Here is a 12,949-nt window from a genome sequence, read left to right as displayed (position 1 = left end):
ACATGGCCCCCTCTTCCCCGGCGATGTCCGACGCGCCTGTGTACCACGAACCGAGTCCGGTGCCCGAACGCGGCGATGGCGTGGCGGCAATGGACACCGCCCGTCTGCCCCGGGCCGTCGCCCCGCAACCCCTTCCGTCGGACCCGCCCCTGGACCATCCGAGTCTCTTCTTTAATCGTGAGCTGAGCTGGCTTGACTACAACTGGCGCGTCCTGCACGTTGCCCAAAATCCGCGCACGCCCCTGCTGGAGCGCGTCCGCTTCCTCGGCATTGCCGCTTCGAACCTCGACGGCTTCGTACGCAAGCGGATCGGCGGTCTGAAACGACAAGTCGCGGCGGATGTGACGACCCTCTCCCCCGACGGTCGCACCCCCGAAGAGCAGCTTGACCTGATTTCGAACGCCATCCAGCCCCTCTATAAGGCGTTGGGCACCACCTGGAAACAGCAGTTGGCCCCAACCCTGAAGAGTGAAATTGGGCTGCGGGTGCGCGACTACGACGCCCTCTCCTCAAAGCAACAGGCCCAGCTGGAAACGACGTTCCGCAAAGACATTTTTCCCATCCTCACCCCGCTGGCGGTGGATCCGGGACGTCCCTTTCCGTTCATCTCCAACATGAGCCTCTCGCTGGCGGTGCTGCTCCGCCACCCCAAGCGCGACTCGCAGCACTTTGCCCGCGTAAAAGTGCCCACCAGCCGCAAACGCTGGCTGCCGCTGGACGCCCCACTACAGTTCGTGCCCATTGAGCAAGTCATCGCTCACCACGCCGACGAGCTGTTTCGCGGCATGGAGGTTGAAGGGGTCTACGCCTTTCGCGTGACCCGCAACGCCGACGTGCGACGGGATGAGGAAGAAGCTGACGACCTGCTGGAGATGATCTCGGAGCGCCTCCGCGAGCGCCGGTTTGCGCCCGTGGTACGGCTGGAAGTGGAGCCCGACACTCCAGCGTCAGTGCGTACGTTCTTGAAAGAGAAGCTCGAGATTACCTCCCAGGACGTGTACGTATCCGAAGGGCCCATCGACTACTCGGACGTCACGGCCTTGGCCGACCTCCACATTCCGGATGAACGCTACCGCAGCGATCTCCGCTTTCCAACGTGGACGCCGGTGGTGCCTCCACGGCTGCATCAGGAACGGGGCGAGCCGGAGGTAGACTCGATTTTCGATGTCATTTGCGAGGATGACCTGCTCGTTCATCATCCCTACGAGTCGTTTACGAACAGCGTCCAGCGGTTCATTGAGGAAGCCGCGCAGGACCCGCAGGTCTTGGCGATCAAACAGACGCTCTACCGCACCTCCTCCGAATCCCCCATCGTCGCCGCACTGGTAGAGGCAGCCGAACAGGGCAAGCAGGTGGCCGTGCTCGTGGAGGTGAAGGCCCGATTCGACGAGGAAGAAAACATCGAGTGGGGACGCAAGCTGGAAGACGCCGGCGTACACGTGGCGTACGGGCTGGTGGGCCTCAAAACGCACGCCCAGGCAGCCATGGTCGTGCGACGCGAAAACGGCTCTCTACAAACCTACTGCCACATTAGCACTGGAAACTACAACACGCAGACGGCCCGTCGCTACACCGACTACGGCCTCCTCACCTGCAACAATGCCATCGGGCGCGACCTTACCAACCTCTTCCACTACCTGACCGGCTACGCCCCCGAGCAAACGTACGACCGCCTGCTCGTTGCTCCCCACGACATGCGCGACTCCTTCCTCCGTCTCATTCGCCAGGAGATCGAGCATGAGGAAAACGGAAACGACGGGCGTATCATCGCGAAGATGAATGAGCTTGGCGACCGCCGCCTCATCAGTGCCCTATACGAGGCCGCCCAGGCCGGCGTGGACATCGACCTCATCGTACGCGGCATCTGTCGGCTGCGGCCGGGCCTGGAGGACCTCAGTGAGTCGATTCGCGTGGTGAGCATCGTGGGCCGTTTTCTGGAGCACGACCGCGTCTTCTGGTTCGACAACGCCGGAGACCCGCAGGTCTACATCGGCAGTGGCGACTGGCAGCGCAGCCGGCTCGACGACCGGGTGGAAGCCGCAGTGCCGGTGCAGGACCCAACTCACCTGAAGCGGCTCCGCCGGGCGCTCCGCTACGCCATGGAAGACGCAACCGCCTGGGAGCTGCGCCCGGACGGCCGCTACGTCCAGCGCACCCCGGACGCGGAAGGCACCCCGGGATTGCAGGACGCTCTCATGCAAGAGGCCCGGAAACGGCTCGGGTAGCCTTTCACGCCCAGCTCTCGGCGAACGGGAGGACTCTGCTCTCCCCTGTTGGGGCACTCCGAAAACGCAAGGCGTACGCACGCGACCAGAGCGGATGCCGCCTCTCGATTCACTCGTCCTCCCTCGATTCCGCGCACAGATCAGAGACGGTGCTCGTAGCGTTGCGTGTCTTACTAAATCCTTCAGCATTGGTGTGTATGAGAACCCAATCCGTAGCGCCGTTGGAATCCAACGGCGCCACCGGTGCCCTCTCTTGAAGGAACGAGCAGCATTCGACTTCTGAACGCTCGTGCTGACGTTCCTCTCAATAGCTGACGTCTACATCCGAACCCGGTATCAGTCCTCCTCGTCATATACGGTCCGAACCGTTTCCGCCACCTCCATTGCCACCTCTCGATTGTATCGAAAGGCCAGATCCTGGTACTTGACGATGTCGTAGATCGTCCCGATGAGGCAGAGTCCCGCCGTAAACACGTACACGAGCCCGAGTCCGATTTCCTCCATATAGAGCCGCTGAAGACCCGCAATGCCCACAAATCCAACGGCGGCCAGAATGAGAACGTGAATTGGATCCCGACGACGGGACCGGTAGATGCGGGCAAAATGCTCGGCCTGCCGGTCGTTCATCTTGTTAAGAAGACGCGCCACTTCGACCTGCTCGTCCCCCTCAAGTTCGGGAAGGTGTTTGAGGATTTTGGACATGGTAGTGTTCACTGATGAGAGAAGGCGTCGTCATTCCGTACCGGCGCCGATCGGAAAAGCCCCCCGATGTGATAGACCAAGCCCGCCACGACCGGCGCGCCCAGTGGGTGTGCGCTCCATGATGCCTTGAACTGTCCACGCACGAGATGGGCAATGGATTGACCAAGCCCATCCCCCGGGCAGGGAAGCCCTAGATTCTCAATTAGGCAGAGGTTCAGGAGGGACGGCCCCTGTGGGTCGATGCTGGCCACTCCGACAAGGGCGCCCATCCAGAAGTAGGCCTCTCCGGGGCACGCCCGAAGAACCCGAGCGGCCGTACGCACGCATTCTGGAACTGTCATCCTGGCAAGTACCTGAGAGGTGCTGAGTGTGCAACCTGATTCTCCCCCGCTCCCTTGAGCATCCGCCCTGTTCGTACAGGTGCGGTCCCCCGTATTGAGTCACTCCACTTCACTTAGAAATACGCACGCCCTCTCCTCTCTGTTACTGCCGGACGGGAACCTGCGACTGCCGTGTGCTGAGGGGAAGGAATCGACATTCTGCAGGTGCCTACCTATGTTAAAGCGATCACTCGTTTTTGAATGCCGATTCCGCTGCATGCGCCGCTTCGCCTTTCCCCTTTTCCTCCTCACCTCTCTTCTTCTATGGATCCCCACGGTCGAGGCACAGCCCGCCGAGCGCACCTCTTCCCTGTCCGTCGATCAGATCATGCAGGAGCCCAAAACCTGGGTTGGCGACTGGCCCGAAAATGTTCGGTGGCATGAAAACGGCCAGACGCTCTACTTCGACTGGAACCCAGACGGCCAATTTGAAAGCGACTCGCTCTACAAGGTGCCGCGAAGCGGTGGTGCGCCCACCAAGGTATCCCCCGAAGAGCGTCGCTCACATCCTCCGTTCTTTGACGGCTGGCACCACGGCGAGCAGGTATACACCGACGACGATCGCCGAAAGGTGTACACGGCCGGCGGGGACCTCTACCTTTATAATCGACAAACCAATACGCAGACCCGCCTCACGGATACGCGCGCCGATGAGACTTCCCCCCGCTTCGGCCCGGACGGTGAGACGGTGATTTTCCGACGCGACAACAACTTGTTCTCCGTGGCCCTTTCCTCAGGCCTCGTGCGACAGCGTACGGATCTTCGGGCCGGTACGGAGTCGGACGATCCGCCCCCAACGCCCCGTGAGAAATTTCTCCAGGACCAGCAGACCGAACTTTTCCGGACCCTACGCGAGCAAAAGAAGGAGCAGGAACGTACGGAGAAGGCCCAGAAGCGAGACCGGCAGGCCGACAATCCACCGCCCCCGTTCTACACCCAGGACAAGGAGATTGACCAGTTGCGCCTTGCCCCGACCGGTCGGTTCGTAACCGTGGCCCTCCAATCGGCCCCGGACGCGGTTGACCCAACACAGGTGATTGATTACGTGACGATCGACGGCCACGCCGAGGTGCTAGATGCGCGTCCGAAGGTCGGCATTCCACCGGAAGACTTTTCGTTGCATATCCAGGACCTGGAGCGAGACACCACCTACGAGGTGAACCTGCACCAGCTGCCGGGAGCGTACGAGGTGCCCGACTACCGGCAGGCAAATGAGGCAGAGCTGGACTCTAGTGAAACCAAGCGCTCACTCTACAGCTACGGTCCCTATTGGAGTCCCGATGGGACCCACGCGGTCCTCGTCGTCCGCTCCGACAACAACAAGGACCGCTGGATCGTGCGGCTTGACCCCACCACCGGCGACCTCACCGTGCTCGACCGTCAGCACGACGCGGCCTGGATCGGAGGACCTGGCATCAGTGGATACGGCGGCCCCGGAACCGTCGGCTGGATTCCGGAAACCGATCGGTTTTACTTCCAGAGCGAGGCCACCGGCTGGAGCCACCTCTACACTGTGAACGTCGAGACCGGGGAAAAACAACAACTCACGAGCGGCGAGTTCGAGGTATACGAGCCGCGCCTCTCAAAGGACGGCTCTACCTGGATCTTTGCAAGCTCTGCCCACTCACCCTACGAGCGGCACCTGTACCGAATGCCGGTCGGAGGCGGCGAAAGGACCCGTCTCACCACAAAAACGGGCACGCACCACGCCGCCGTAACGCCCGATGGGACCCGACTGGGCCTGCTCTACGCCACCACAAACCAACCGCCCGAGGTCTACCTGAAAGACGCGTCCCCCGACGCATCCCCGTCCCAGGCCACCGCCTCCCCGACCGATGAGTGGAGCCAGTACGACTGGCGGGATCCAGAGATCACTCGCTTTGAGGCATCGGACGGGGTGGAGGTGCCGCTGCAAATCTTCCGTCCCGAGAATCCAAACGGATCTGCTGTTCTCTTTGTCCACGGCGCGGGCTACCTGCAAAACGTGGTGAAGGATTGGACCCATTACTTCCGAGAGTACATGTTTCACAACCTGCTCACGGACCTGGGCTATACCGTCCTCAACGTCGATTACCGCGGATCGGCAGGCTACGGGCGGGACTGGCGCACGGCCGTTTATCGCCACATGGGTGGGCGCGACCTTCAAGACTACGTGGATGCCTCCGAATGGCTTACGGAGACCGAGAATATCCCCCCTGAACGCCAGTTCATCTACGGCGGATCGTACGGGGGCTTCATGACACTGATGGCCCTCTTCAACGCACCCGACCACTTTGGAGGTGGGGCCGCACTCCGCTCCGTAACCGACTGGGCCCACTACAACGACGTGTATACGTCCAACATCCTCAATACCCCACAGACCGACTCGATTGCCTACGCTCGGTCCTCTCCAATCTACCACGCGGAGGGATTGGAAGACCCACTACTCATGCCGCACGGCCTCGTGGATACGAACGTGCAGCCCCAAGACATCTTTCGCCTCACGCAGCGCCTCATTGAGCTGGGCAAAGAGGACTGGGAATTGGCCCTTTACCCGGTCGAAGGACACGGCTTTGAGGAGCCGTCGAGCTGGGCAGACGAGTACCGCCGCATCCTGGAGCTGATTCAGTCGAGTGTGGGGCCGGACGCTACTCCCGGATCGCAGTAACGACGGCGCCGCACTTCCTTGATCGTCCCCGTACTCGTGGCCGATTCCCCAAATTCCATTGCCTCCCCTCTCGTCCACGTCAAGAACGTCACGAAGACGTATGCGCGAGGAGGATCCCCGGTCCATGCCCTGCACGACGTGTCGCTGTCCGTACCGAAGGGCCAGTTCGTGGGAATAGCGGGCCCAAGTGGCTCGGGCAAATCGACGCTCCTGCACCTTTTGGCGGCGCTCGACGCCCCCTCCGCCGGCACCCTCAGGGTGGGGGACTGGACGCTTGGGGCCCTTGATGCAACGGAAGAGAGCCAGTACCGCCGTACGATGGTGGGGCTCGTCTTCCAGCAGTTCCACCTCATTCCGACCATGACGGCCCATGAAAACGTGGCCCTTCCGCTGGTGCTAGCGGGCGTGCCCCCGACGCCCCGGTCGGAGCAAGCCACTCGCGCGTTGGAAGACGTCGGTCTAGCCGATCGGATGAATCATCGTCCCTCCGAGCTATCAGGGGGCGAGCAGCAACGCGTAGCCACGGCCCGCGCCCTCGTCGGCGACCCGCCGCTCCTGCTAGCGGATGAACCCACCGGCAACCTTGACGCCGACACAGGGGCGCAGATCATTGCTCTCTTGGCGCGCCTCCACGACACCGAGGAGCGAACGGTCATCGTGGTGACTCACCATCCGGCTGAGATCGAAGCGGTATCCGATCAGCTTTTCCGTCTCCGGGATGGACGTCTCGTCGAGGCGGACTGAATTCTCCGGGAATCACCAACTCGACCGTTTCGCTGCGGTTCGACCTCCCCTATCCTACGTATCTCCCTCACGTTCTGGCCGATCGTTCCGAAGCCCCCCCGTCATGAAACGCTTTGAGGAATTGTTCGCCGAGTTGCAAGAAAAGGTCGACCGGCAGGATCCGGAGTCCGGCACGGTCCAGGCGGTAAACGCCGGACGGCACGATATCGGAAAGAAGATCTTGGAGGAAGCCGGCGAGGTGTGGATGGCCGCTGAGCATGAGGGGGCGGAGCGCACTGCCGAGGAAATTTCGCAGCTTCTCTACCACCTTCAGGTGATGATGATTGCCTGCGACCTGGACCTGGAGGACGTGTACGAGCACTTGTGACCCCGTATGGGAGTGTGAGCGTGTGGAAGTCTGTGAGCACCCGCGGTTCCACTCCCACACGCACATACTCCCAAATCCCATACTTCTCATTTACGTGTGAGGTGGGCAGGGAGCCACCTATGCCCAATCATTAAGCCAACCCTTCGGATGCTACAGATTGCCCTCCCCAACAAAGGCGCCCTTTCGGACGGAGCTGTCACTCTTGCCGACGAGGCCGGATACCATTGCCGTCGCCGCGGCCGTGAACTCTCGGTTCGCGACCCCGATCACGGCGTCGAGTTTGTCTTCCTGCGCCCCCGTGACATCGCGACGTACGTGAGCAAAGGCATTATCGACCTCGGAGTCACCGGCCTCGACCTCACGTACGACAGTGGTGCCGACGTGGAGCACGTCATGGACCTTGGCTTCGGCAAGGCGCGCTTTTGCTACGCGGTCCCCAAATCCAGCGACCTCACGCCGGACACTTTTACGAGTGAAACTCGCATTGCTACTTCCTACGACAACCTCGTGCGTCAGGACCTAGAGGAGCGCGGCATTGACGCTCAGGTCGTCAAGCTCGACGGGGCCGTGGAAATCTCGATCCAGCTTGGCGTAGCCGACGCCATCGCCGACGTGGTACAGACGGGACGTACGATCGACGAGGCCGGTCTCGAAACTGCTGGCGATCCCATCCTTCGCTCCGAAGCGGTACTGGTGGCCCAAAACGCCGAAACAGCCCAGATGGAAAAGGCCCAACGCTTCGCCGAACGGGTAAAGGGCATTCTTGTGGCGCGCGAATACGTCGTGGTGGAGTACGACCTCCCGGAAGAGCAACTGTCGGAGGCACGAGAGATCACGCCGGGGATTGAATCGCCCACCATCTCGCCGCTCAACAAGGACGGATGGGTAGCCGTGAAATCAATGGTCCGCCGCTCTCGGGCCAACGAGATCATGGACGACCTCCACGACTTGGGCGCCCGCGGCATTATTATCACCACCATTCGTACGTGTCGTATCTAGCGGTTCGGTGTGGACGTACGGAGGCATGGAAGCGCGGAAATGAGAACCTTTCCTCCTTCAAACGTCCACACCTCTACACATACGACCGTCCATCCCCCAAAGGGTCATGCGCTTTGCCGATCTACTGATGCTGGCCTGGGAGAACCTGTGGCGGAACCGCACGCGCAGTCTGCTCACCGGGGCTGGCATTGCAATTGGGGTGGCCGCTCTTCTCACGCTGCTCGCGTACGGAACGGGATTGGAAACGACGGCCGATCGCGAATTCAGCACCTTGAAACTGGATCGGGCCCTCCGCGTCACCTCCCACCCCATTCCCGGCCTCACCGGCGCCGCCCTCTCTCAGCCCGTCGACTCGCTCCGCCGCCGGGGCGACCGCGTGCCCCTCACCGACAGTCTCGTCCGGCAGATGGAGGCCCTGGAGGGCGTATTCGCCGCCTATCCGGAGATGCAGTTTCCCGCCAAACTGAAGGGAAACGGGCGCACGCTGGTGGTGACGGCCGAAGGGATTCCGATGCAATTCCAATCACTCTCGGCCTATCAGCCTCGTCACGGGCACTTCTTTGAACAGCCCGATACGGCGGCTGTCCTCATTAGCACGTCAATGGCCGACCGGCTGGGCTACCCCTCCGCTGAAGCTGCCGTCGGCGATACAGTGGACCTCATCACGGCGTCCCTCAATTTCTACAAGTTGCGGCGGATGTCGGAGCTGTTTAGCGACGGGCTCCGCACCCTGCCCATGGGACAGCGGCCCTACGACGTACGGGTGGCAGGTGTGCTCGACACCTCCCGCCAACCCGTATCCGGTCTCCTGCGTGTGCTTCTACCCTTGGAATTTGGGCGCTCCCTCAGCAAAGTGCCGTTCTTTTCGACAGCAGATCTCCTCTTTCGCCACTCCCGAACGCAGGAGGGCTACGCCGCCGTACGCGTTCAACTCGAGGATGCCGTCGATCCCTCCTCCGTGCGCCGGGCCCTCCAGTCCATGGGCGTCTACGCCACAAGCTTCCGGGAACAGTATGACCGGCTGGAATCGATTTTTCTGATCTTGGACCTCGCACTTGGCATCATCGGCTCCATCGCGCTCCTCGTGGCCGTCCTCGGAATCGCCAACACTGTCATGATGAACGTTCGCGAACGAACCCGCGAGATTGGGGTCATGATGGCTCTGGGCGGCGATGCGCACGACCTGCAGCGGCTCTTCGTGCTGGAAAGTGCCGGGCTCGGGGCACTTGGGGGGGCTGTCGGACTTCTTCTGGGCGGCATGCTGGTACTCGGACTCAACTGGGGCCTCAGGATCTACCTCGACAGTCTTGGTGTGCCTCCGTTCTCCCTCTTGGACATCTCCTTGTCGGTCGCGCTCGGCATCTGGGGTGGCGCCGTGCTGGTCAGTCTGCTGGCAGGAATGGCCCCCGCCCGCCGAGCGGCTCGGATCAAACCTGCCGAGGCGCTGCGGACACAGTAATACCGCCCCCGAGAGCTCTATTCCGGTGGGACGCAGGCTTCCGTAGCGTCGTTGGAGTCCAACGACGCTACACAAGGATATTGACCTTTGTAGAAAACGACCGATCCAGTGTCACGGCATGTCGGCCCTTCGATTAATCTCGTAACGGCACAGTCCAACGGCGCTTCTGGTGCCCTCTTTGACGGCGCCGACGATACGAGAGACTTTTGCCGTATTGCACCGCCGAACCTCCTCCCCGAAGTCTGCAGCAGGATTCAGTATCGTATCTAGCAGATGAGGGTACGAGGATGGGGAACACTAAGCGGTCGGCTCGTCTCGCCTCGAAAGCAGAAAAGTTTACCGCCGGGAAAGGAAATCTCACCCGATGTCGGTGGCTCCGGATTCGCCTCCGCGAAACGCTTCTTTGCTCCTCTACAACCGGAAATGTGCGTCCAGGAGCGGTGAATTCTCAAACCGCTGTCCCTTGATTTCCAGTCGGAGCAAAATATTCTGGTTTCCTGTTTTCTGAGAAAATGGGCGGGCCAAACTACCCACCTGAAAAACATTGTTCTGTATAACTTTCTCCTCCCCCAAAACCAAAAACTACTATATTTACCCTCTCCCCCTACATCTTTAAATACCCCACTTTATGGATTACATGAACTAATCTTTTGGTGCATACTGGTATATCCTTTGGGATGATAGCGGACGCTGTTCCGTTCTTCCCTCCACCGTTCAAGTTTCATGCGTCATACCAGTCTTCTCCTGTCCCTCGTCTTCTGTGTGGCGATGGTATCAGCCGGACGAGCACAGTCCCCCCAGTACGCAGACAACTGCATCACGAATGTCGACAACGCCACGGCGATTATTCCGTCCACCGTCGACCCGTCTCTGCCCAACGGGTCCTCCCTCGCCCCCGACGACACGATCGCGGTTCAGAATTCCGAAGGCGACTGCGTCGGATACGGCGCCTGGACGAACGATGGCCAAGACCTCGCCATTGCTGTTGCAGGCCCATCCGGCATTTCCGAAGCCCCAAGTGGGCTAAGTCCGAATGATTCTCTGTCGTGGACGGTGTTTGACAACTCCAGGGGAAGCGTGGTCGACCTTGGGTCTCAAGTGGCCTATGCCGCGTGCGATACCATCTCCGTCCCCACGTGTCAAAATGATGGCACCTATGCCGACGGGGCGGTCGTCATTCTTCAGGCCTTCGAGCATCCCGTATATACCTTGGCCGTCACGGGAGACGACGGCACAGACAACAATGCGGGCTGGCGAATGCTCTCCGTTCCGGCGGCCGAGGCTACCCGTGCCTCCCTGGAAGACGACCTCGACTTTTCCGTCATGCCCTGGTCGGTGGTGCGTCGGTGGGAAGACGGTCAGTGGACGGCCCAGCAGTCCTCAGACACTCTCTCCCGCGGAACCGGGTTCATTTTCTACTTCTACGACAGCGAGACAAATCCCGTCAACGCAGACGGTCTTCCACTCGATGTTGCCCGTGGCCCCGAAAACACAACGGTGGATGAGAAGGTTCGGGGGCTCGATCAAAGCGAAGAATGGGTCCTCCTCGGCAATCCCTTCCCCGTATCGTTCGACCTCGGGGCTCTCGCAAATGGCGACCTAGCGTCCGCCGGGTTTCAGGCGACGGCTCATGTCTGGGATCCAGAAGCTGGACAGTACCGGCTGATCACACAGGGAACCACCGGAGATAACATCGCCGCCTGGCAGGGGTTCTTCGTACAGCGCTCGACGCTTGGCGAAGGACAAACGAGCCTTACCTTCGGTCCAGACGGACAGAATTCGGACAGCACCGGCTTCCTCATTGGAAGCAAATCGCGCCAAACGACGCCTCCGTTCAAAAAGACGGCGATATCGACCAACGATCCTTCGGGCGCAACTCAAAGCGCAGAGGTACGTCTTCGGCTTGAACTCACAACCAACAGTGCGAATTCCGTCCCCCCTGATCGGGCCACCTACCGAGTCGATCCTCGGGCCACCCCGCGCTACGATGCCTACGACGCAGAGGAACTTCCGCCGATGAGCAGCGACGGCTACGCGTCGGTCACCCTTCCAATCCTGGACAGTGGAGAGGTCCTTCACCGTGCCCTCGGTGCCGCTCCGCCCCCAATCGAAAATACGTCGTTTCACCGGTCTATTCCCCTCTCTGTACGCGGGGTAGAAACGAGCGGGACCGCCACCCTCACCTGGCCGAATGACGCCGAAAGAGATGTGCCGAAAGACTGGACCGTGCGTCTGAACGACACCCAGTCCGACTCCACGATCAACCTGCGGCGTCGAGATTATACGTTCGACCTCGAACAAGGGACGACGCTCGCACGCCCTCAAGACGCCCGGTTCCGGCTGGAGCTTCAGCGCAACGCCTCGCCGATGAGCCTGGCCCACATGGAAGGGAATGCCTCTGGGGAGCAAGTGACTCTCCGTTGGAAGACCTCTTCCGAGCGAAAGAACGCCGGCTTCCGTATCGAGCGACGCGGTGAGACACGAGAAGCCCAGTGGACACAGGTGGGCTACGTCAAAGGGGCCGGAACCAACGACAATCCACAACGCTACCGATTCACCGACGCCGATCTGCCCTACACAGCCGACACGCTCCAGTACCGTCTCCAGGCGATGACAAAAGAGGGATCCGCAGCCGCCTCCGATCCGATTTCCGTGTCGCGAGGCAGCATCGATGCCCTAAAGCTACTTGGGACGTACCCGAACCCAGCGTCGACCCAAGCCACCGTTCGCTACGCCATCCCCAACGATCAACAGACGGACGAGGCGGTGCAACTTGCCCTTTATGACATGCTCGGGCGCCGCCTCCGGACTCTACAGACGAGCGGGGAGGCCGGACGGCACGAACGCCAGCTTTCGGTCTCCGACCTGGCCAGTGGGGTCTACTTTCTGCGTCTCCACGCTGGCGATTCCGTCAAAACACGGAAGTTGACGGTGGTGCAGTAACGCTCATGGCCGCCTGCCGCGCTCAACAGCATGCCCAATGCTTCCTCAGGGTAGACCGCGAGAGCTGAACGTTCGCTTTTTCTCGTCGAAGAAAAAAGCAGATTGGAGCGGCGTGCCAAAGGAAATGGAAGGGGAAACGCGCGGGCGAAAGAGAAAAACGCACAGAAAGGAGGCGACCCTCCCCATCGGCGAACGCCCTTTTATGCCCCCACGCTTCCGCTCTCCCATTCCCCTTCGCGCAGGTGCTCGAGCATGTCCTCCGTCATCGCCGCCAGGTCGTACGCCGGCGCCCAGCCCCAGTCCCGACGAGCCGCCCCATCGTCGACCGACGACGGCCACGCCTCGGCAATCTGCTGACGCTCGTCCGGCGCGTAGCTGCAACGGAATCCCGGCACGTGCCCACGGATCGACTCCGCCAACTCCTCCGGCGTAAAACTGAACGCCCCCACGTTGTACCCCTCCCGCACCGTGAGCCCCTCCCCC

Annotated in this window: 9 protein-coding genes and 1 pseudogene; 7 read left to right on the top strand and 3 right to left on the bottom strand. The window is 61.2% G+C overall.

The annotated features are described in order from the left end of the window. The first annotated feature begins 2 nt into the window (after positions 1-2). Entirely contained in the window at positions 3-2,225 is a 2,223-nt protein-coding gene (ppk1, locus tag BSZ35_RS15085; RefSeq protein ID WP_258096676.1) for a polyphosphate kinase 1, read from the top strand. A 336-nt stretch (positions 2,226-2,561) separates the two neighbouring features. Here ppk1 and BSZ35_RS15080 read toward each other — a convergent pair whose 3' ends face one another. Both BSZ35_RS15080 and BSZ35_RS15075 read right to left on the bottom strand, forming a co-directional pair. Beyond that, entirely contained in the window at positions 2,562-2,927 is a 366-nt protein-coding gene (locus BSZ35_RS15080) for an NINE protein (RefSeq protein ID WP_105013213.1), read from the bottom strand. Positions 2,928-2,935: 8 nt separating this feature from the next. Further along, positions 2,936-3,250 carry a DUF2752 domain-containing protein gene (locus tag BSZ35_RS15075; protein WP_258096673.1) on the bottom strand — a complete coding sequence of 105 codons (315 nt, stop codon included), beginning with the start codon at positions 3,248-3,250 and terminating at the stop codon, positions 2,936-2,938. 274 nt (positions 3,251-3,524) lie between these two features. Here BSZ35_RS15075 and BSZ35_RS15070 point away from each other — a divergent pair, with 274 nt between their 5' ends. The 6 genes from BSZ35_RS15070 (at position 3,525) to BSZ35_RS15045 (ending at position 12,466) form a co-directional block, all read left to right on the top strand. Further along, the gene (locus BSZ35_RS15070) at positions 3,525-5,954 is read left to right on the top strand and encodes a prolyl oligopeptidase family serine peptidase (protein WP_258096671.1); all 2,430 of its coding nucleotides are present in this window, start codon (positions 3,525-3,527) and stop codon (positions 5,952-5,954) included. 36 nt (positions 5,955-5,990) lie between these two features. Beyond that, positions 5,991-6,698: an ABC transporter ATP-binding protein gene (locus BSZ35_RS15065; RefSeq protein ID WP_219846653.1), complete on the top strand. Its 708-nt coding sequence runs from the start codon at positions 5,991-5,993 to the stop codon at positions 6,696-6,698. Positions 6,699-6,801: 103 nt separating this feature from the next. Continuing rightward, positions 6,802-7,065 (top strand): phosphoribosyl-ATP diphosphatase, encoded by a 264-nt coding sequence (locus BSZ35_RS15060; RefSeq protein ID WP_105013210.1) that lies wholly within the window; start codon positions 6,802-6,804, stop codon positions 7,063-7,065. 147 nt (positions 7,066-7,212) lie between these two features. Continuing rightward, the gene (hisG, locus tag BSZ35_RS15055) at positions 7,213-8,064 is read left to right on the top strand and encodes an ATP phosphoribosyltransferase (RefSeq protein ID WP_105013209.1); all 852 of its coding nucleotides are present in this window, start codon (positions 7,213-7,215) and stop codon (positions 8,062-8,064) included. Between the two features lie 106 nt (positions 8,065-8,170). Continuing rightward, a complete protein-coding gene (locus BSZ35_RS15050; RefSeq protein ID WP_105013208.1) occupies positions 8,171-9,523 on the top strand; it encodes an ABC transporter permease in 1,353 nt (450 codons plus the stop codon). Positions 9,524-10,246: 723 nt separating this feature from the next. Further along, entirely contained in the window at positions 10,247-12,466 is a 2,220-nt protein-coding gene (locus BSZ35_RS15045; protein ID WP_105013207.1) for a T9SS type A sorting domain-containing protein, read from the top strand. 200 nt (positions 12,467-12,666) lie between these two features. Here the strand turns inward: BSZ35_RS15045 and BSZ35_RS19970 are convergent. Next, positions 12,667-12,949: pseudogene (locus BSZ35_RS19970) on the bottom strand (NAD-dependent epimerase); the annotation flags it as partial.

This window comes from Salinibacter sp. 10B (assembly GCF_002954405.1).
Lineage (GTDB): Bacteria > Bacteroidota > Rhodothermia > Rhodothermales > Salinibacteraceae > Salinibacter.
Note: the sequence above shows the minus strand (reverse complement) of the source record. Positions and strands in the feature narration are given on the sequence as shown.